This window comes from Paenibacillus urinalis (assembly GCF_028747985.1).
Taxonomy (GTDB): domain Bacteria; phylum Bacillota; class Bacilli; order Paenibacillales; family Paenibacillaceae; genus Paenibacillus; species Paenibacillus urinalis.
Window position 1 is genome coordinate 4,932,164 of the sequence record NZ_CP118108.1, and the last position, 19,217, is coordinate 4,951,380.

Consider the following 19,217-nt stretch of genomic DNA (forward strand, 5'->3'; position numbering starts at 1 on the left):
TGAAAAAATCCTCCTCAGATATTTGAAATTTAATTAATAACAATTTGATAAATATAATAATCTCTTCGACAGCATTCTATGAATGTGTATCCAGAGTTTATCAGTAATGCTAGTGTTCTTCGTGAATGGAAGCCTGTGCGATGTATACCATCGAGAGAATCGTAAAGATAAACGCCTGCAAGGCACCGACGAAGATACTGAATCCTTGCCATACGGCCAGAATTGGAAGACCTATCCAGGTCAGCTTCAATATCGTTGAAATCAAGATCTCGCCGGCAAAGATGTTTGCGAACAAACGAATCGCAAGTGCGATTGGCTTCGCCAGGTTCTCAATGATATTGAGTGGAAGAAATACCGGGAATGGCTCCACATAGTGCTTAAGATAATGCTTACGATTATGCTTAAGACCAAGATAGTGGATCAGGATAAACACTACAATCGCCAAGCCTGCTGTAATGGATATATCAGCTGTAGGTGACTTCCACCATAAGATATGTGGTTTGTAACCTGGCTCGATATGCGATGTGGCTGTAAGAGTTTGACCAAACACCTGAGTCGCAGTCGTGTGCTCTGTAATAACCGCAAATGGCAATCCAAGCAAGTTAGCTACAAAGATAAACAAGATCAATGTCAGACCTAAAGTAATGTATGGCTTACCTTTGCTTAGCGGCATCGCACTGGCTACGATGTTCTGTACGAACTCAACGACCCATTCCATGAAATTTTGCAATTTGGACGGATTCTCAACCGACAAATTCCGTGTTGCTAATTTCACAAGCAGGAATACGACAAGAACCGTCACCGTCAGCATCAGTACAGCGGAAAGATCAATCTTCAGAAACCCGACTTCAATTATAGGTGAATAATGCATCGTGACTTTTTCACCCCTTTCCCGTAGTTATATTGTGCTAAACTAAACTTTTTTTCTGATACTTTCGATAATACTTACTGGGACAGCAAGTACCTGCACCAGAAAAAGTCCTGCGACGGTGGCCCAGATTGATACAGAATCAAACCGGATTGCGAACATAATCGCAAGAATCGTTATACAGATCCTGGTAAGAAATCCAAAGTTAATACGTTTACTCTGGGTCTCGACAGCGATCTCAGATACTTGCTTTACTTTGACAGACAGATAACGGAAGTTAAATAATCCTGCGCTTATACCGATAATAAATCCCAGAGACACGGGACGATATTCCGGAAGCAGCGCCCATCCCATAAAAGCAAATGCAAGCAGGAAGAATGCCAATCTTGTCACAGCATTTACGATGGAAGACAAACTAATCATTTTGTGCCCCCAAAAACTTCTTAATAAACATAGCTATATTCAGAACCCCCAGCACCAGCCCGACCATACAACCGATCGCGATAATATAAGCCGCTCCGTCTATGAGATTCATCAGCCACCTACCTGCAAAAAATCCAATGGTTATGTACGTAGCCAGCAGGATGCCGGAACCACCGATTGCAAGAGCAATTAACCACGGTTTATCTTGGTTCATCTTAGACACAACCCATCCCTTAGAAAGCGCTGTATATGGAAAATGAGTCAAATTCCCGTTCTTCACGAACACTCCGGAAAAACGATGAATTATGCATCTGGCCTGTCCAATCCCAATTATCTTACTGAATGGGTAAACTGTTTGTCAATCGGTCGATTCCTTGCTCCAGCTATGAAAAAGGCCTTGAAAAACAGTGAAAAAATCTCACAATATCTCTCAAAGCCACGTAAACCGTACAGTTTGACTGTATGCTGTACTGTTCACTTCATCACATAATAAAAATAATTATTTTTCGAACTTTCTGTGAAATTGCTCAGGACGCTCTTCTTTTTTGCCAAAATGGTGCAAAATCGCACTGACAATCCGTTCAGAAGCACGTCCGTCACCAAATGGATTCGCTGCTTCACTCATCGATGCGTACAGTTCCGAGTCGGTTAATAATGCCTTCGTTCTGGCATATACCTGCTCCTCGTTCGTGCCGACAAGCTCCAGTGTTCCCGCTTCAACACCCTCAGGTCTCTCCGTCGTATCACGAAGGACTAGAACAGGTACTCCATAGGACGGTGCTTCCTCCTGCATGCCTCCTGAATCGGTAAGAATCAGATGCGTATGCGGATAAATATTGTGGAAATCTACAACGTCCAGCGGATCAATCAGCTTAATACGCGGGTGTCCTCCCAGAATTTCGTATGCCGGCTCTTTGACTGCAGGACTCAGATGCACAGGGTAGACGATGGCTACATCCTCAAACTCATCTGCGATGCGCTTGACGGCTCTGAATATGTTGCGGTGAGGCTCGCCTTGGGATTCACGGCGGTGAGCCGTCATTAGAATGAGCCGCTTGCCTTCTGCAAATTCGAGCACCGGATGCGTGTAATCATCCCGTACCGTATATTGAAACACATCTGTGACCGTATTGCCTGTGACGTATACACTTGACTCCGGCTTATTTTCTCGCAGGAGATTGTTCGCAGACATATCTGTCGGTGCAAAATGCAAGTCCGCAAGCACACCTGTCAGCTGTCTGTTCATCTCCTCAGGGAATGGTGACAGCTTGTTCCACGTACGAAGCCCTGCTTCCACATGTCCAACCTTGATCTGCTGCAAAAATGCCGCATAGCTGGCAAGGAATGTGGTCAGGGTATCTCCATGAACGAGTACAATGTCCGGTTTCGCTTCCTGCAAGACCGGTTCAAGTCCTTGAAGGACTCTTACCGTAATTTCGTTCAGTGTCTGACGGTCCTTCATGACATCCAGATCATAATCCGGTGTAATGTTGAACACTTCCAGCACTTGATCCAGCATCTGACGATGCTGAGCTGTAACACATACAATTGATTCGATCTCATCAGGGTGACGTTCCAGCTCCAAAATAAGCGGCGCCATCTTGATCGCTTCCGGGCGGACTCCGAAAACCGTCATTACTTTAATCTTCGACATTCGCGTTCGAGCCCCTTTGTATCAGAATGATTTGTTATTTCGTACCGTACAAGCGGTCTCCTGCGTCACCAAGACCAGGAATAATGTAGCCGTGGTCATCCAGACCTTCATCAAGTGCAGCCACATAAATGTCCACATCGGGGTGAGCATCATGAACGGCCTTGACACCTTCTGGTGCAGCCACCAGGTTCATCATCTTGATCTGAGTGCAGCCGCGCTTCTTCAGCACATCAATCGCCGCAATCGCAGAGCCGCCAGTGGCCAGCATCGGATCGATTACGATGAGCTCGCGTTCCGTTACATCTGTAGGAAGCTTCGTATAGTACTCCACAGGCTGCAAAGTCTCAGGATCGCGGAACAGACCCACATGCCCTACTTTGGCCGCAGGAATCAATTTCACGACGCCATCCAGCATACCAAGCCCCGCGCGCAGAATCGGAATAAGTCCCAGCATACGTCCTGAGATGACCTTACCCTCTGTCTCGGCTACAGGTGTCTGCACAGTTATCGTTTCGAGCGGAATATCGCGTGTTATTTCGTATGCCATTAAAGTTGCCACTTCATCTACGAGTTCACGAAAATCCTTAGTGTTCGTGCGCATGTCACGAATAATTGTCAATTTGTGTTGAATCAACGGGTGATCACATACCACCAATTTTCCCATTGCTTGTCCCTCCGGTAGGTTCTTCATTCATCATCAACAGCCGCATCTACGCAAATTATAGACAGGCAAGTCGATAAATCCTGTATATTATATCATTCCCTATCCTTAAAATGCACCTTCATCTGACGGTATCATTCGAACAGTATAAAAAAGACCGAACTACCATGATAGCAGTCCGGTCCGTTGTTCAAGAAAATAGCCGAGACAGCTAATTCTCAGTATGGGAAAATTTGTTTTATTTTAGTACTTTAGCTCTGGATAAAGCGGGAATTTGTCAGTTAACGCCGTTACTTGTCGTTTTGCTTCTTCCAGCACCGTAGCATCTTGAGCGTTCTTCAGCGTCTTGGCGATAATTTTACCGATCTCAACCATCGCTTCTTCGTCCATGCCGCGGGAAGTTGCTGCAGGCGTGCCGATCCGAATACCGCTCGTTACAAACGGACTTGTAGGATCAAATGGAATCGCATTTTTGTTAACCGTAATACCGATCGAATCAAGCACATGCTCTGCATCTTTACCTGTAATGTTGATATTGCGGGTATCGATCAGCATCAAGTGGTTGTCCGTACCGCCGGAAACGATATTCAGACCCTCTGCAATCAAAGTTTCAGCTAGAACTTGAGCATTCTTCACTACATTTTGAGCATAAGTTTTGAAAGAAGGCTGAAGAGCTTCCCCGAGGGCAACCGCTTTGGCAGCAATAACGTGCATCAACGGTCCGCCCTGGCTTCCTGGGAATACAGCCTTATCAATCGCAGCAGCCCATGGCTTGCGCGTAAGGATCATACCACCACGTGGTCCGCGAAGGGTCTTATGTGTCGTTGTTGTTACAAAATGAGCATGCGGCACCGGATTCGGATGCAGACCTGCTGCCACGAGACCCGCAATATGGGCCATATCCACCATGAACAATGCACCTACATCGTTAGCAATGCTCGCAAGTGCTTCAAAATCAATGGTACGCGGATAAGCGCTGGCACCTGCTACGATCAGACGAGGGCGATGCTTAAACGCCGCTTTGCGAACCTCGTTGTAGTCGATGCGGAATGTATCTTCCTGAACACCATAAGCAACAAAGTTATAGAGAAGACCCGATGCATTCACCGGGCTGCCGTGTGTCAAATGACCGCCATGTGCAAGGTTCATCCCGAGCACGGTGTCTCCAGGCTTAAGCGCCGCAAGGTATACAGCCATATTCGCCTGTGCACCGGAGTGCGGCTGAACGTTGACATGCTCTGCACCAAACAATTCTTTGGCACGTTCACGAGCGATATCTTCGACGATATCAACATGCTCGCATCCGCCATAGTAACGTTTGCCAGGGTAACCTTCAGCATATTTATTTGTAAGTACGGAGCCCATCGCTTCGATAACCGCTTCGGAGACGATATTCTCAGAGGCAATCAGCTCGATATTGTTTTGCTGACGTTTGAGTTCCAATCCCATCGCATTAAGTACTGCCGGGTCTGCTTTGCGCAATTGATCCATAACTTGAATTCCTCCCATATGATAGCTGTTTAAAATAAATTCTTAATCACAAGTTGAAGTGTTACTGGTTACATCAAGCTGGTACACCGCACGCTCTCCGCCAATAAGCTTTGGCCTGGACAATGCGGTAGTCACCCGTGCTTCCCCAATATAACGCCTTGCTGTACGGTAAGGAACGGCAACTCTCTTCAAATGCATGCCGATGAGCGTCTCACCGATATCCATACCCGCATGTGCTTCGATTGTTTCGGCAAGACAGGGCTCTTGCAATGATCGATATGCCGCTGCGGCCATAGAGCCTCCTGCCTTCGGAACGGGTACGGCGGATACTTCCGTAAGTCCAAGCCTCTCAAGCAGGGAACGTTCCAGAACCAACGCTCGGTTCAAATGCTCGCAGCACTGCACAGCAATCTCGAAACCGTAAGCATTCTTTACTTCATTGATACCTTGAAGCAGCGCTTGTGCAATCTCTGACGCTCCGGCTGTTCCAATGCGCTTGCCTGCTACCTCGCTTGTACTGGTACCAATGACGACGACTTTACCTGGACCAAGCTTCCCTTCCGCCGCAAGCTCTTCCAGCACCTCAGCTGTCTGTGCCGTAAGATGATGCAATTCAGGGTGAATGCTGTTTTGTTCCATAGCCTAATGAACCCTCCCCTTCCGTTTGTGACTTTAAAACGATCGCAAGAAAGAGTTGTTCACTCATGAGAATCGTCTAATTCGCCCTATTTTGCGATCTGCCAAGATCATTTGAGTCTTATTATACCGAAAAGTATGGCGAAATACGAAAAAAGAGCAGTCTCCCACACAAGTATACCTTGCGTGCAAGAAATGCTCTTTTGCCCAGGCGACCGGCCGTTATCTCCGATGCTCCATCGTGGTTTAATCCACACTTGTCGCCAGTTACACCGGAATCTCATTTATCTACTTCATCATAGAACATCAGATGTTAGAAATCAACTACTTCTAGAGCGCTGTACCAAAAAAATCAGCTGAGCTTATCCAGCACACGCTCAACCGCAGAACGGATCTCCGCTGCCGTCACATCATAATCTTCTCTACTGCCCCCAAAAGGGTCTGAAATATCAAAGCTTGGAATCCGCTGCTGAATTTCGATAATACGCTGACGATCCGAGGCCAGCACTTCCTGTCCAAGCGCACGCTTCATTTGCCATTCTGCATACAATCGATCCCGTTCCTTAAGATCAGCCAGGACTTTTGGATCATCTTCTGCATATTCCTTCAGCGTGTAGATCTTGTCAGCACACTCGGGATAATGATGAATGACTTGCTGCTTATGTGAACCCGTTAGGGTTAATATAAGATCTGCCCATTGGACCAAATCACGATTGACCGAGGATGAAGTTATGACATCCTGAATATCGTGATCCCTAAGCACAGCAGCTGCATGACGAGAAATCGTACTTCCATCTATGGCAGACACTCCTGCGGATCGAACTTCTACATCAATGCCTCTTGCAGCAGCAGATTTGCGAAACAATCCCTCTGCCATCGGGCTGCGGCAAGTATTGCCTGTACATACGAATAGAATATTCTTCATATGATCACCTCCGTCGTCTGTATACCTGGATGAACTCCACTGTCATTAAGTTTCCTATGAGATGATTTCTATTGTATGACGCATCGTCTCAATATGCAAAGGAGAATAAACGAGCTAGAAGATGAACAGCATGCCAAAAGCCAGCAATATCGCCCCTCCTACAGCCTCTCCGTATTCTCCGAGATTTCGGCTCACTCTCCTGCCTATTAATAAACCGACCATGGACATCACGAAACCACAGATGCCGAAGGCAATAACGGTCAGCCATAAATCACTCTTGAACATACCAAGGGTTACACCAACGGAGAAGGAATCTATACTGACACTAACCGCAAATATCATTGTCCCGGCAAACGTCCGGTGGTCCATGAAATTCGACTCCCCAGGTCTCAAGGCATTAAATATCATATGCGCGCCGAGTGCAAGTAGCAAGCCTCCTGCTACATAGGAAGTAATCTGACCCAGAAAGGAGCTGACATATTGTCCTGTGTAGAAACCAATTAAAGGCATAAGAATATGAAACAGTGATATCAGCAAGCTCAGCCGAAGCACATGCAGAAGCCGAATCCCCTTCATGCCTATTCCAATCCCCAGCGAAAATGCATCCATTCCTAGAGCAACAGCCATAATCATAATTGTAATAAGATGGCCTAGTTCAGCAGGTGCGACAAGACAAGCATTCATCCATACCCCCATGTCCACTTTAAGTCTTGTACACCATATGCGGACAAGAAGTAAAACATGACAAGTATAAGGTACTTACGTCACATGGATGATCTGATGTCCTGCTGCTTTTAACAGACGATTCATAATCGCTGCTCCAAGCCCATCGGAAGGACAGGCCTCAGCCAGAATATAGGATGCGCCCATCTCATCACAGCTTCGGAGAGCGGCATACAGCAGATGAGCTCCCTCCGCCAGCCGATCCATACTGCCCAGCGAGAACAAGCCATCGGCCTGATACTGATCGATATGCTCACTGAAGGCTAGAACCGCGGTTACTTCCCCGCCTCTCTTGGCTTCATGAAGCCTGCTGGAGATATAATCCGTTACTTTAGAAGCATCTCCATCGACTATACAGAGTGCACCTTTGGGGGCATAATGCGTGTATTTCATACCTGGTGAACGGGGCGCAACCAAGCTCTCATTGTGATCCGCAGCAAGACCCGGGTCAACGCGAACCTCGGAAACAACCGTCCTCAGCTGTTCTGCCGTAATTCCACCAGGACGCAGAATCGTTACTGTTCCATCCGCATCTGCTTGCACGACCGTTGATTCCACCCCAACACCGGTAGCCCCGCCGTCCACAATCCCTGCAATGCGTCCATCCAGATCAACCTGAACATGCTCCGCGAGTGTAGGACTGGGTCTTCCTGAGCGATTCGCACTTGGAGCGGCAACAGGACAGTCCGCCAAGGCCAGGAGCTGCAGAGCCACAGGATGGTCCGGCATACGAACGCCAACCGTGTCGAGCCCAGCAGTCACCCGCGCTGACAAGACCCCCGGCTTAAGCGGCAAAATAACTGTCAGCGGCCCCGGCCAAAAAGTATTCATCAGCGCTTCAGATACTTCATTGATCTCACTTACAAATTCGCCTAGCTGCTCCCGATTCGCGATATGCACGATCAGTGGATTGTCCGATGGTCTTCCTTTGGCTTCAAACACCGCTTCCACCGCTGTCGTATTTCTCGCATCCGCACCCAGCCCATACACGGTCTCTGTAGGAAACGCAACAATGGAACCCTCCCGAAGGAGCTGCGCAGCTTCTTCCAGATGTTCCATCGCTTGTATCGTGTGTTGTTCCAGCCAGCCATGCTGGACATTGCTATTCTGCGGAGACACCTGCCAATAAGAGGTCTTCATTCCCGCGTCTCTATTTGAATTGTTTGTCATTTGCAATCATCCAGCCTCATCTTGTATTCGTTAAATGCTTATAGTATAGCATAGTTGTCGAGTTTTCGATGGCATGGCCATGTCACTATTCCAATCCGACGAACGGCCCCCGTCCTAAACTCTACTCCTCGCTGATCACGACCTGCTAAGCAAACATGCTGCCAGCCCAATCCCACATTTTAACCAATAAATCCCATAAGAAAAATCGGACTTCAGGCTCAGAAGCGCCCTCTGCAGCAGCTATCTCTGTGCTTTGTTCATTTCCATTCGTCGAACTTCCTGTATCAGCCGCAGCCTTATCTGCTAGATCTCCATTGCTGCCACCTACAAAGCATAGAGGAGGAAACAATACGCACCACCAATTCTGACCTTCACCTTTACCGAGCGTGATTCGAACCGCTTCATAATCGCCTGCCGGATAGACCAGCTTGCCGTACATCTTCGTCGGAAACGGGACAACCGCCAGCTCTACATTATATTCATAATCCAGTCCGCGAGTTGTGAGCTCCTCGCCTACCAATTCTTTTAGCTGAGGAATATGCTCTTGAACCATCGTTCTTGCCTGATTCAGACTATTCGGATTGTCGAGCTCAGGAACCCACTCATTCATCTGCATAACTACAGCGTCCCGAATCTCTCTTTTGACGAGCTGATCACCGGGCATATCCGAGTTAGCCAGTATGCGCAGCCGGATGGACTCCTGCGGAATGAGCGTTTGATGAAGCGCAGCATCCATCTTCTGACCTTCCCAGCTCATCATGACAATCATCATTACCACCACGATCATTAGAAACTGCTTCATACTCTTCCGCATACCCGTCTCCCCCTTAGGCCATGTTCTTCATGTCTATCAGTATGTCCCCGTTTACTAGAGTTAAACCTAGCATTTGAAATTTTAAGAGATTCGCTCTATTTCGTAGTACCGCCTATTAGTGCGAAGAAATGAGACTGCAGATAAGGGGGATCGAGAGATGGGATGATAGAGTTCATGGGAAGATAAAGTTCATGGGAAGGTAAAGTCAGCACTTGTGAAAATACAAAGGGAAGTACAGCCTGTGCAGAGCAGCTCCTCTGTCCACAGTCCATACTTCCCTGAATCTTATCTTATTGACTAGGCTCTAGCTTCCTTGCGGCTGAAAGAGCGTTTCTTCTGCTCATTGCTCGACGGAGACGGCATATCATCATCGGTCTCCTGTCCGTGCACCCGAATACTCATGATCAAGCCGATACTTGCCATATTAATCATGAGTGATGTCCCCCCGTAGCTAATGAAGGGAAGTGTAATTCCGGTCAGCGGCATGATTCCAATGAAGGCGCCGATATTGACAAACACCTGGTACAAATACATCGCCACCACACCGACAATAATGTACGGCCCGGTCCTCTCCTTCGTCTCAAGCGCAATCAAGATCATTCGGTGAATCAGTATAAAATATAGTAGCAGCAGTACCGATGAACCCACAAACCCGAATTCCTCCGCAATCAGCACAAATATGGAGTCGGAGTAAGTGTACGGAACTCGTCCGGACTGTACAGAAGAGCCGTCCATGAAGCCTTTCCCCGTAATCCCGCCAGAACCGATGGCGAGCTTGGCATTATCGGTGTGCCAGGAGGCTTTGGCGGTCGCCTTCTCGGGTACGAGCCAAGGGTCCAGACGCTCAGCCCAGTGCGTACGGCCGATTTTGTCCAGATAATCATAGATCGAGTCGTGATATACCGTATACAGCTTGATACCACCGCCCACTACCACAGCGACAATCACAAAACCAATAAGTGCATGAGACGCTTTAACATTTCCGATCCACAAGAGAGCAATTAGGATCACCACATAAGCCAGCGCGTTTCCAAGGTCATTCTGGAGCATGACAAGGGCAAACGGTAAAAAAGTCAGAAGGCCGATCGGCACAACATCTCTCCAAAAATCCAGCTTCGACTTGTCCCGTTTAATCAGTACAGAGGCGAGGAAAATAACCAGCACCAGCTTGAAGAGCTCTGCCGGCTGAATAGACAGCGGTCCGAGCTGAATCCAGCCGGTCGCATTATTCAGGTTGCTTCCGAAGAAGTTCGCCGCGAGCAGCGTAGCCAGTCCGAAGAAATAGATATACAAGGCATATTTGACTAACAGCCGATAATCGACCAGCGTAATCGCAAACATCGCTCCAAAGCCCAGCACATAATAAGCCAGCATCCGAAGATGATGACCTTCTAGATTCGTGCCGTGCGTGGCACTGTACAAGCTCAAGATACTAATGACCATAAGCAGGCAGATGATGACCAGGATGGAAGCATCCATCTTTTTAAACTTCTGCAGCATGAAGCCGTCCCCCTAAAACGCGTCCTGTTTCGGTATAACACGATAACACGTGTATGAAACCATCAGCGCATTTCACAATTTACAATTTTAAATCCACACTTCAATTCGACATAATGTTACACACTTCATCTATTGTAAGGGATCGCTTCGGAAAAAGAAAATCAAGAGGGATTACAATTTCGTAATCCCTCTTCCAGTCTTATCCTTTATTTCTGATCCCCATAACGTGACGGTCAATTCCAGCGAGATCCGGCACGACAATGATCTCATCCCAGTGGCCGGCCACGCGCAGCAGCTCGGCCACATCCTCCGCCTGGCCCTGGCCGAGCTCGAAGCCAATAAGCCGCGGCGGCGCAGCGAGCAGGGCCAGCTGCGCCATCATGGTCCGGTAAGGGCCGAGCCCATCCGGACCTCCATCCAGCGCGGTGCGCGGCTCATGCTCGCGCACCTCACGCTGCAGCCCGGCGATATCATCCGCCGGGATATAGGGCGGGTTCGACACCAGGATGTCGACCCGCTCCCCCGCGAAGGGCGCCAGCAGATCGCCCTCGCGAAACTGCACGGCTGCGCCGTTCGCTGCTGCATTCTGTGCAGCTACGGCGAGCGCCTCCGGGCTGATGTCGCTTGCTTCGACATGCCAGCCCGTCCGCTTCACCGCCAGCGTCACCGCAATGGCGCCGCTGCCTGTGCCAATATCTGCGGCCAGCGGTGTTCCGCCTGGCCACAGCCTGTCGCCGTGCAGCATGACAGCCTCGACGAGCAATTCCGTCTCGGGCCTTGGAATCAGCACGGCGGGACTCACCTTAAACGGCAGGCCGTAGAATTCCTGCCGCCCTATAATATATTGGGCCGGTTCCCCCTGGCCCTTGCGATTCACGGCCTCTTCGAATGCCGGAATCTGCTCCTCCGGAAAAGCATCCGGCAGCGCCATGTAATAAGCAGCTCCCTCGAGCCCCAGAACGTACTCCAGCAGCAAACGTGCATTATTCTGCGGCTCCAGCACACCACAGTCTTCTAAAAAAGAGGAAGCCTTAAGAAAGGCTTCCCGATTGCTGCTTCCTTGCGGCAGTTCAAATGGCAACCGCATCAAAGCTTTATTCCCCTTTTTCCATGATTTCTGCCTGCTCTGCGATTGTCAGGGCGGACAAAATTTCTTCAATCTCACCGTTCATCACTTGATCCAGTCTATGCATGGTTAGACCGATCCGATGATCCGTTACACGGCTCTGCGGGAAGTTGTACGTACGAATCCGTTCACTGCGATCGCCCGTACCGACCTTGCTTTTCCGCTCACCTGCATATTTCGCTTCTTCCTCTTGACGCATCATGTCATAGATCCGCGTACGCAGCACCTGAAGCGCCTTTTCCTTATTGGAGTTCTGGGATTTGCCATCCTGACATGTAGCTACAATGCCCGTTGGCACGTGCGTTACCCGAACGGCCGATTTCGTCGTATTAACGGACTGACCGCCTGCACCGCTGGAGCAGAACGTATCGACACGAATATCCTTGTCGTGAATTTCAATATCAAAGTCCTCAGCTTCAGGCATAACCGCTACCGTAGAAGTGGAGGTATGAATCCGTCCTCCAGATTCTGTCGCAGGAATACGTTGTACCCGGTGAGCACCACTCTCGTATTTCATTTTGCTGTAAGCGCCGCGGCCATTGATCATGAAGATAACCTCTTTGAATCCGCCAAGGTCACTCTCGTTCACGTCCATCAGCTCAACCTTCCAGCCTTGGGATTCTGCATAGCGTGTATACATCCGGTAAAGATCTGCAGCGAACAGCGCAGCCTCGTCACCGCCTGCCGCACCGCGGATCTCGACGATCACGTTCTTGTCATCGTTCGGGTCTTTCGGCAGAAGCAGAATACGAATCTTCTCCTCGAGCTCCTGCTGGCGGGGAGCCAGCTCATCAATCTCCATCTTCACCATTTCACGCATCTCATCGTCAAGCTTCTCGTTCAGCATTTGCTTCGCTGCATCGAGCTCTTCTACGACGGTTTTGTATTCGGAATAAGCCTCATAGGCAGGCTGTAAATCTGATTGTTCCTTCGAATAATCTCTCAGCTTCTTGCTGTCGCTGGCCACATCCGGGTCGCAGAGCAGCTCACTAAGCTTCTCATAACGATCCACAAGGGCTTGTAAACGATCCAACATAGTAATCACCTCTTCTTAAGCATCTTTCACATTCGTTCGTATCCGTCATTATATTATAAGGTTTAAAAGGTTGTAATGAGAGTATCGCTACAACGTCATCAATCCTTTGTCATTATTAATAATCTTAAAGTTAGAGCAAGTCTGTCGACTCTTTATTATATCATACGGCAAAGCGCTTGAGAAGATACTGTTGTGAGGATGTATTTGAGGATGTATTTGAGGATGTATTTCAGGATGTACTTGAGGATGTTTTTTGATAACGCATGCTCCTTAGATGTACCGAAGCTAAGAAGCGAGGTTATGAATTCAGGCAATTATTCTGCCAATCCATGATTCCACAATAAGGCCCCTGCCTTCCCAACAAGGAAAGGCAGGGGCCTCTTCATGATTAAACGTTAAAACGGAAGTGCATCACATCGCCGTCCTGGACAATGTATTCTTTACCTTCCAGTCTCAGCTGACCGCGTTCTTTCGCTCCGTTCATGGAGCCTGCCGCCATCAGATCCGCATAGGATACAACCTCGGCACGGATAAAGCCGCGTTCGAAGTCAGAGTGAATCACACCCGCTGCGCCAGGCGCTTTTGTACCTTTGTGGATCGTCCAAGCGCGAACCTCTTGAACACCTGCAGTAAAGTAAGTGTACAGACCAAGAAGGCGATAAGCTGCCTTAATCAGGCGATTAAGACCGGATTCCTCCAGCCCCAGCTCTTCAAGGAACATCTCCTTGTCTTCGCCTTCAAGCTCAGCGATCTCCGCTTCCACCTTAGCACTGATCGGTACCACTTCAGCATGCTCTGCCGCAGCAAATTCCTTCACTTGCAGGACATACGGATTCTTGTCCGCAGTAGACACTTCATCCTCGCTAACGTTCGCCGCATAAAGCACAGGCTTCATTGTCAGCAGGTGAAGATCGCGAACGACGAGACGCTCGTCATCTGTCAGCTCCAGGCTGCGTGCTGGTTTGTCTTCATACAGCACTTCCTTTAGCTTCTCCAGAACTTCCACTTCCTGAGCACCCTGCTTGTTGCCGCCCTTCATATTCTTGCGGGCACGATCAATACGCTTCTCAACACTCTCAATATCAGCCAGAATCAGCTCTAGATTGATCGTTTGAATATCGGATACCGGATCGACCTTGCCGTCCACATGCGTAATATTCTCATCCTCGAAACAACGTACAACGTGCACAATCGCATCGACTTCGCGAATATGAGCCAGGAACTTGTTACCGAGTCCTTCACCCTTACTCGCACCGCGGACAAGCCCTGCAATGTCAACGAATTCAAATGCCGTAGGCACGGTCTTGTTCGGTTGTACCAGCTCTGTAAGTTTGTCCAGACGCTCATCCGGAACCTCAACGACACCGACATTCGGATCAATCGTACAGAAAGGATAGTTTGCGCTCTCCGCGCCTGCTTGGGTAATTGCATTAAAAAGGGTCGACTTTCCTACGTTCGGAAGTCCGACAATCCCTGCTTTCAAAGCCATGTATTCCTACAACTCCTCAAATAAATATTTGTTTGCAGCGAGCGTTTCGCTGAGAAGAACGTCTTTCATAATGGTATGAATGGATTCGTTAAAAACGAAGATATCATGAAATTCATTCGAAATGTATGCAATTTACGTGTATAAACTTTCGTGACAATCCCACTAATTATATATGAGAAGCGGTAGACCATCAAGATAAGAAGCGGCTAAAGTCTCCCATTTGTACATAATTCCCAGCACCAATCGTCAGCCTACAGTTCCTTATACATGGTAATGCTCTTCGCCTCATAGCCCATTTTCGCATACAGGCGCTTAGCCCGCTCATTATGACCAAATACATGAAGTCCAATCCGTTCAGCCTGTAATTTGCGAGCTTCCTTCTCCAGCAGCTCCATTGTCCGCGTACCGTAGCCCCTGCCCTGATATTCCTCGACTATATGTATGTCATACAGAAAGGCCTCTCTTACTCCATTCCGCAAGTAGATATTAAACCAGATAAATCCGATGACTTGTCCATCTCCTACACTTGAATCGACCAAGTTGTAAAAATAAGCATCTTGGGTAAGGTATCCTTCCGGGAGAATCCGGTGCATGTCCTCTAACGCCCGGCTCTCAGCATGCTCAGGCAGCCAGGTCCCGGCTGTAATCTTCTCCTGAGCATATTCTTTCAAAGTAGAGTTCATAAAATCCTCAAATTGCAATTCATTCATTGCACTAAGCCCAATCACGATCCAATTCACCTTCCTGACTGATTCAACGTTTGATGAGTCTTGATGTGCCCCGAAGCTCTGCAATCGTTCTTGCGCCTATACCAAACATGGCAGCACGCAGCTCAAATTCAACCTGTGCCAATCTCTCATGAAGCGCCTCTTCTGAATGGACGGCGGATTCAAGCAAGGATCTCCCGAACCCGGCCAGATCTGCACCGAGTCCAAGCGCTTTGGCTGCATCCACTCCATTTGTTAATCCACCGCTGCCGATTAACGCCCCGGTCGGATTGTGCTCTCGAACCTCCAGGATGCAATCACTAGTAGGAATTCCCCAATCAGCAAAAGCTTCGGCTGCGGCTCTGCGCATCGGATCCTGATTGCGATACTTCTCCACCTGTACCCAGCTTGTCCCTCCGGCACCGGCAACATCAATAAATGAAACTCCAGCAGAATACAGCCGGGCTGCTGTGCTCCCATCAATTCCCCAGCCCACTTCCTTGACACCAACCGGAACCTCAAGCTTCTTGCACAGAGCTTCAATTCGCTGCAGCAGGCTGCTAAAATCCGTGTTTCCTTCGGGCTGAAAAACCTCCTGCAGACTGTTCAAATGCAATACCAGCATCGATGCACCTGCAATGTCAACTGCCCGCTGGCAGGCTTCTGCACCAAAGCCGTAGTTCAGCTGTACCGCTCCCAAATTCGCGATGACAGGTATGGTAGGCGCAAATCTTCGGACAGCAAAGGTATCACTAAGCTCGGGCTTCTCCACTGCTGCACGTATGGAGCCGACTCCGAGTGACCATCCTCTTGCTTCTGCTGCCGCAGCAAGACGTTCATTGATTAAGCCTGTCGTTTTGCTTCCACCGGTCATGGAGCTGATCAGCAGCGGTGTACGCAGCTCTTCCCCCAGAAAGGCGGCGGCAAGACGGATATCGGAGAAGCTAAGCTCCGGCAGCGCCAAATGGCGGAATCGATAATTCTCCAATCCGGTCGATACTCCCTGACCATTCACGTCCTCATTCAGGCACAGCCTGACATGCTCCATTTTCCGTTCTCCGGTTGGGATCTCAGGCAGCAGTTGCTCACTAACCCGGAATTCATCTGCGCTAGTGTACCTGCTGTCATCATGATCCTGATCGGGTCGTTTATGCATACTCTCTTCTCCTCCTCTCCTCTCATCAAGTTGTGAGATTGATTTCACATTCTTTATTATTCTGATCTATTATAACGAAACGAGTACATCTTATCGATGAGACCGCGCTTGAGTCTTTTTTTCATAATCATAGATAGATATCTCAGCCTGTATACTTCCTCGCTACCTGCTCTCCAACAAGCTGACCCGACAACGTTACAATCGGCGTTCCCCCGCCCGGATGTGTCGTTCCTCCGACAAACCATAAGTCCTCAATATCCTTGTGCTTGTTGCCTGGCCGGAAGAAGGTCTGGTTCACCGTGTTGGAGGAAATACCATAGATGCCGCCGCGATAGGCAAGTGTATCTTGCTCGATCTGCTCCGGGTTGTAATGGATGATAACATCGGACTGATCCAGTCCGTCTATGCCTCTTGCTGCCAGTTTATCAAAAATCAGCTCCCGATAGGTGTCTGTATGCTGTTCCCAGCTCCAATTCTCAGACACATACGGCGCATTGGCCAGTATAAATAAGTTACTGCTTCCGTCCGGAGCCATTCCTTGCTCGGAGTAACCAGAATAACACAGATACAGTGTCGGGTCCTGCGCCGCCTGCCGTCTCTGAAAGATATCCGTAAATTCATCCTGATAGACCTCCGGGAAGAACACCGTGTGATGCTGCAGCAGCTCATACTGCTTACGCACGCCGCACAGCGTTACGAACCCAGATAATGAGGGCTCGTAACGAGAGATCACCTTATCATTCATAGACGGGCGATATTGCTCTGGAATAAGCAGGCGGTTCATGCTGAGCACATCTCCGTTTACGACCACGACATCAGCAGCGTATTCCCCCTTGTCACTCTGGACGCCTGCCGCCCTCCCATTTCGGATGCTCAGCTTGCTCACATGCTCTCCGGTATGAATACGCACCCCAAGCTCTTCTGCACGCTTGACCATCCCTGTAATGAGGGAAGAGGTTCCTCCTTCAACACCGTAAATGCCAAGATCGGCTTCGACATGACCCAGCATGGCGAAGATCGAAGGCGTACTGTAAGGAGATGCACCGATGTACGTAGCATACCTCCCCAGCATCATCAGTGTATTCGGATGTTCAAAATATCGACGCAGCAGCGTATCCAGCTTGACGAGCGGCCTTACTCGCAGAAGGCTCTTTAACATAGACATATTGTACTTATCCCTGGGAGTGAGCAGCAGCCGATTCAGAAACTTGTGTTCCGCCTCCGTATACAGCGCTTTGGATTCCTCCATAAACGCCTCGTATCGCAGTGCATCCTTCGAGCTGTAGACAGCCATCTGCTCCTTCATTTGTTCCCGGTCCTGCGTTAAATCCACTATACTGCCATCTGCAAAAACATTGCGTGTACGCGGATCAAGGTTATATAACCGCACGTAGTCTTCCATCGAGACCCCGGACTGTTCAAACACTTGGCGGAACACATGCGACATCGTAATGGTGCTGGGCCCTCGATCAAATGTATAGCCCTGCTCCGTAATTCTCTGAAGCTTGCCGCCCGGATGCTGCTGCCGCTCAAGCACGGTTACATCCATCCCTTCCGATGCTAAACGAATGGCGCAGGACAGCCCTCCGAACCCTGCGCCGATAATGACTGCCTTCTTCTTCATTAGCTGTACCTCCGCCCTTTCCACACATAACCTTTGCCTGTGACTGCGCCGAGCCAGGAAGATATCCCGATCAGAATGACACAGGCGATGCTGACCGGATGCAGAAACATGAGCCACAGCGGCTGGCTGTTCACCTGGTCAGCCACCCGCTTCACACCCATGCCGAGCAGGGTAGCAGCCAATCCATAGCCGATGACTAGAGGATCGCCTGTCAGCATCCCCGTGATCAGACCAATGGGCGGCAGCAGGTACAGCAAGGCATACATGAGCAGCACGAGAGTCAGCAGCCAACCGCTGCGCCCCAGCCCCTCGAACAGGTTCTTCTTATATCCGTTCCATACCTCCCCTGCGTTCTGATACATCCGGGTATGGGTATGCTGATGGATATCAGCCAAGGTTACCGGTTCCCCTGCACGCTTTACTGCCCTGGCCAGCTGCATGTCGTCAAGCAGATCTGCCTTGATCGCGGCATGCCCTCCAGCAAGCTCATAGGTATCCCGATGAATGAACATAAAAGCTCCGGTCGCTGCAACAAATCTGGCGTCACCCGAGCCCCGTACAAGCCGAATCGGAAGATGGCTGATAATGGTGAATTTCATCATCGGTACAACCAGTTTTTCAAACCATGTACCTGTAACCTGTCTCGGGAAGCCCGTAACAAGTCCTGTCCCCTGCTGTACTGCGGTGTTCAGAACCGCCGTTATCGCATGGCGCTCAAGCCTAACATCGGCGTCCATGAACAGCCACCATGTCCCGGAAGCCTGTTCAGCAAGCTGATGACATGCATGGGATTTGCCCATCCACCCAGGCGCAAGCTCCCTGCCATCTATAATGCGGAGCCGCGAATCCTGTGCAGCTATCTCTTCCAAAATACGCCCGGTGGCATCTTCTGACCGGTCATTGAGGACAAGCACTTCCAGCTGGATGCCCTCTGTATCCGCTGCAAGTACACTTGTCAGGCAGTCTCCGATATGCAGCTCTTCATTACGGGCCGGGATCAGGATCGAGACCTTGACCACATCAGAAGCCCTTCCGTTCACATCGCTCAATTCCTTTATGGAGCCCGCTGTGATTGTACCTTTAGAGCCGCGTAACGCAGAGGAGCTCCCTGCATCGCCAAGACGCGGAAGCTGCCTTTTATTCCATATCGAGAAGGCCAGCTGTACAGTCAAAATGCCGCACAGGATCATGAGCAGATATGCCAGCACATTCAT

19 protein-coding genes and 1 riboswitch are annotated in these 19,217 nt (G+C 49.4%); all 19 genes read right to left on the bottom strand.

The window, feature by feature from the left end:
- Positions 1 to 109: 109 nt before the first annotated feature.
- Positions 110 to 871: a F0F1 ATP synthase subunit A gene (gene atpB, locus PUW25_RS22885; protein ID WP_205054595.1), complete on the bottom strand. Its 762-nt coding sequence runs from the start codon at positions 869 to 871 to the stop codon at positions 110 to 112.
- Between the two features lie 42 nt (positions 872 to 913).
- The gene (locus PUW25_RS22890; protein ID WP_205054594.1) at positions 914 to 1,291 is read right to left on the bottom strand and encodes an ATP synthase subunit I; all 378 of its coding nucleotides are present in this window, start codon (positions 1,289 to 1,291) and stop codon (positions 914 to 916) included.
- On the bottom strand, positions 1,284 to 1,505 hold the full coding sequence (locus PUW25_RS22895) for an ATPase F0F1 (protein ID WP_205054593.1): 222 nt from the start codon (positions 1,503 to 1,505) through the stop codon (positions 1,284 to 1,286). The genes PUW25_RS22890 and PUW25_RS22895 overlap by 8 nt, the downstream gene beginning before the upstream one ends.
- Before the next feature lie 285 nt (positions 1,506 to 1,790).
- Positions 1,791 to 2,945, bottom strand: coding sequence for a non-hydrolyzing UDP-N-acetylglucosamine 2-epimerase (wecB, locus tag PUW25_RS22900; protein WP_047912400.1), 1,155 nt, complete (start codon positions 2,943 to 2,945; stop codon positions 1,791 to 1,793).
- Between the two features lie 34 nt (positions 2,946 to 2,979).
- Positions 2,980 to 3,609, bottom strand: coding sequence for a uracil phosphoribosyltransferase (gene upp / locus PUW25_RS22905; RefSeq protein WP_047912401.1), 630 nt, complete (start codon positions 3,607 to 3,609; stop codon positions 2,980 to 2,982).
- A 240-nt stretch (positions 3,610 to 3,849) separates the two neighbouring features.
- Complete coding sequence (gene glyA, locus PUW25_RS22910; RefSeq protein WP_047912402.1) at positions 3,850 to 5,097, bottom strand: serine hydroxymethyltransferase; 1,248 nt, start codon at positions 5,095 to 5,097, stop codon at positions 3,850 to 3,852.
- Positions 5,098 to 5,139: 42 nt separating this feature from the next.
- Positions 5,140 to 5,736 (bottom strand): TIGR01440 family protein, encoded by a 597-nt coding sequence (locus PUW25_RS22915; protein WP_047912403.1) that lies wholly within the window; start codon positions 5,734 to 5,736, stop codon positions 5,140 to 5,142.
- A 195-nt stretch (positions 5,737 to 5,931) separates the two neighbouring features.
- Positions 5,932 to 6,014, bottom strand: a riboswitch (ZMP/ZTP riboswitch).
- A 71-nt stretch (positions 6,015 to 6,085) separates the two neighbouring features.
- Positions 6,086 to 6,658: a low molecular weight protein arginine phosphatase gene (locus PUW25_RS22920; RefSeq protein WP_047912404.1), complete on the bottom strand. Its 573-nt coding sequence runs from the start codon at positions 6,656 to 6,658 to the stop codon at positions 6,086 to 6,088.
- A 114-nt stretch (positions 6,659 to 6,772) separates the two neighbouring features.
- Positions 6,773 to 7,342 carry a manganese efflux pump MntP gene (locus PUW25_RS22925; RefSeq protein ID WP_274337610.1) on the bottom strand — a complete coding sequence of 190 codons (570 nt, stop codon included), beginning with the start codon at positions 7,340 to 7,342 and terminating at the stop codon, positions 6,773 to 6,775.
- 75 nt (positions 7,343 to 7,417) lie between these two features.
- The gene (locus tag PUW25_RS22930; RefSeq protein WP_047912406.1) at positions 7,418 to 8,551 is read right to left on the bottom strand and encodes an L-threonylcarbamoyladenylate synthase; all 1,134 of its coding nucleotides are present in this window, start codon (positions 8,549 to 8,551) and stop codon (positions 7,418 to 7,420) included.
- A 145-nt stretch (positions 8,552 to 8,696) separates the two neighbouring features.
- The gene (gene spoIIR, locus PUW25_RS22935; RefSeq protein WP_274337611.1) at positions 8,697 to 9,365 is read right to left on the bottom strand and encodes a stage II sporulation protein R; all 669 of its coding nucleotides are present in this window, start codon (positions 9,363 to 9,365) and stop codon (positions 8,697 to 8,699) included.
- A gap of 297 nt (positions 9,366 to 9,662) precedes the next feature.
- The gene (locus PUW25_RS22940; RefSeq protein WP_205054592.1) at positions 9,663 to 10,865 is read right to left on the bottom strand and encodes an FtsW/RodA/SpoVE family cell cycle protein; all 1,203 of its coding nucleotides are present in this window, start codon (positions 10,863 to 10,865) and stop codon (positions 9,663 to 9,665) included.
- 199 nt (positions 10,866 to 11,064) lie between these two features.
- The gene (prmC, locus tag PUW25_RS22945; protein WP_205054591.1) at positions 11,065 to 11,952 is read right to left on the bottom strand and encodes a peptide chain release factor N(5)-glutamine methyltransferase; all 888 of its coding nucleotides are present in this window, start codon (positions 11,950 to 11,952) and stop codon (positions 11,065 to 11,067) included.
- A 7-nt stretch (positions 11,953 to 11,959) separates the two neighbouring features.
- Entirely contained in the window at positions 11,960 to 13,027 is a 1,068-nt protein-coding gene (gene prfA, locus PUW25_RS22950; RefSeq protein ID WP_274337612.1) for a peptide chain release factor 1, read from the bottom strand.
- A 388-nt stretch (positions 13,028 to 13,415) separates the two neighbouring features.
- The gene (gene ychF / locus PUW25_RS22955) at positions 13,416 to 14,516 is read right to left on the bottom strand and encodes a redox-regulated ATPase YchF (RefSeq protein WP_047912411.1); all 1,101 of its coding nucleotides are present in this window, start codon (positions 14,514 to 14,516) and stop codon (positions 13,416 to 13,418) included.
- Positions 14,517 to 14,767: 251 nt separating this feature from the next.
- A complete protein-coding gene (locus PUW25_RS22960) occupies positions 14,768 to 15,244 on the bottom strand; it encodes a GNAT family N-acetyltransferase (protein WP_238546405.1) in 477 nt (158 codons plus the stop codon).
- A 25-nt stretch (positions 15,245 to 15,269) separates the two neighbouring features.
- Entirely contained in the window at positions 15,270 to 16,379 is a 1,110-nt protein-coding gene (fni, locus tag PUW25_RS22965; protein ID WP_047912412.1) for a type 2 isopentenyl-diphosphate Delta-isomerase, read from the bottom strand.
- Between the two features lie 142 nt (positions 16,380 to 16,521).
- Entirely contained in the window at positions 16,522 to 18,003 is a 1,482-nt protein-coding gene (locus tag PUW25_RS22970) for a phytoene desaturase family protein (RefSeq protein ID WP_274338466.1), read from the bottom strand.
- The gene (locus PUW25_RS22975) at positions 18,003 to 19,217 is read right to left on the bottom strand and encodes a glycosyltransferase family 2 protein (protein ID WP_052512040.1); all 1,215 of its coding nucleotides are present in this window, start codon (positions 19,215 to 19,217) and stop codon (positions 18,003 to 18,005) included. The genes PUW25_RS22970 and PUW25_RS22975 overlap by 1 nt, the downstream gene beginning before the upstream one ends.

Bases quoted from the DNA above. Each gene is read 5' to 3' on its own strand.
- prmC (WP_205054591.1), bottom strand. From the start codon at position 11,952: ATGCGGTTGCCATTTGAACTGCCGCAAGGAAGCAGCAATCGGGAAGCC.
- upp (WP_047912401.1), bottom strand. From the start codon at position 3,609: ATGGGAAAATTGGTGGTATGTGATCACCCGTTGATTCAACACAAATTG.
- wecB (WP_047912400.1), bottom strand. From the start codon at position 2,945: ATGTCGAAGATTAAAGTAATGACGGTTTTCGGAGTCCGCCCGGAAGCG.
- prfA (WP_274337612.1), bottom strand. From the start codon at position 13,027: ATGTTGGATCGTTTACAAGCCCTTGTGGATCGTTATGAGAAGCTTAGT.
- PUW25_RS22970 (WP_274338466.1), bottom strand. From the start codon at position 18,003: ATGAAGAAGAAGGCAGTCATTATCGGCGCAGGGTTCGGAGGGCTGTCC.
- PUW25_RS22930 (WP_047912406.1), bottom strand. From the start codon at position 8,551: ATGACAAACAATTCAAATAGAGACGCGGGAATGAAGACCTCTTATTGG.
- spoIIR (WP_274337611.1), bottom strand. From the start codon at position 9,365: ATGCGGAAGAGTATGAAGCAGTTTCTAATGATCGTGGTGGTAATGATG.
- PUW25_RS22915 (WP_047912403.1), bottom strand. From the start codon at position 5,736: ATGGAACAAAACAGCATTCACCCTGAATTGCATCATCTTACGGCACAG.
- fni (WP_047912412.1), bottom strand. From the start codon at position 16,379: ATGCATAAACGACCCGATCAGGATCATGATGACAGCAGGTACACTAGC.
- atpB (WP_205054595.1), bottom strand. From the start codon at position 871: ATGCATTATTCACCTATAATTGAAGTCGGGTTTCTGAAGATTGATCTT.
- PUW25_RS22920 (WP_047912404.1), bottom strand. From the start codon at position 6,658: ATGAAGAATATTCTATTCGTATGTACAGGCAATACTTGCCGCAGCCCG.
- glyA (WP_047912402.1), bottom strand. From the start codon at position 5,097: ATGGATCAATTGCGCAAAGCAGACCCGGCAGTACTTAATGCGATGGGA.
- ychF (WP_047912411.1), bottom strand. From the start codon at position 14,516: ATGGCTTTGAAAGCAGGGATTGTCGGACTTCCGAACGTAGGAAAGTCG.
- PUW25_RS22975 (WP_052512040.1), bottom strand. From the start codon at position 19,217: ATGAATGTGCTGGCATATCTGCTCATGATCCTGTGCGGCATTTTGACT.
- PUW25_RS22940 (WP_205054592.1), bottom strand. From the start codon at position 10,865: ATGCTGCAGAAGTTTAAAAAGATGGATGCTTCCATCCTGGTCATCATC.
- PUW25_RS22895 (WP_205054593.1), bottom strand. From the start codon at position 1,505: ATGAACCAAGATAAACCGTGGTTAATTGCTCTTGCAATCGGTGGTTCC.
- PUW25_RS22890 (WP_205054594.1), bottom strand. From the start codon at position 1,291: ATGATTAGTTTGTCTTCCATCGTAAATGCTGTGACAAGATTGGCATTC.
- PUW25_RS22925 (WP_274337610.1), bottom strand. From the start codon at position 7,342: ATGAATGCTTGTCTTGTCGCACCTGCTGAACTAGGCCATCTTATTACA.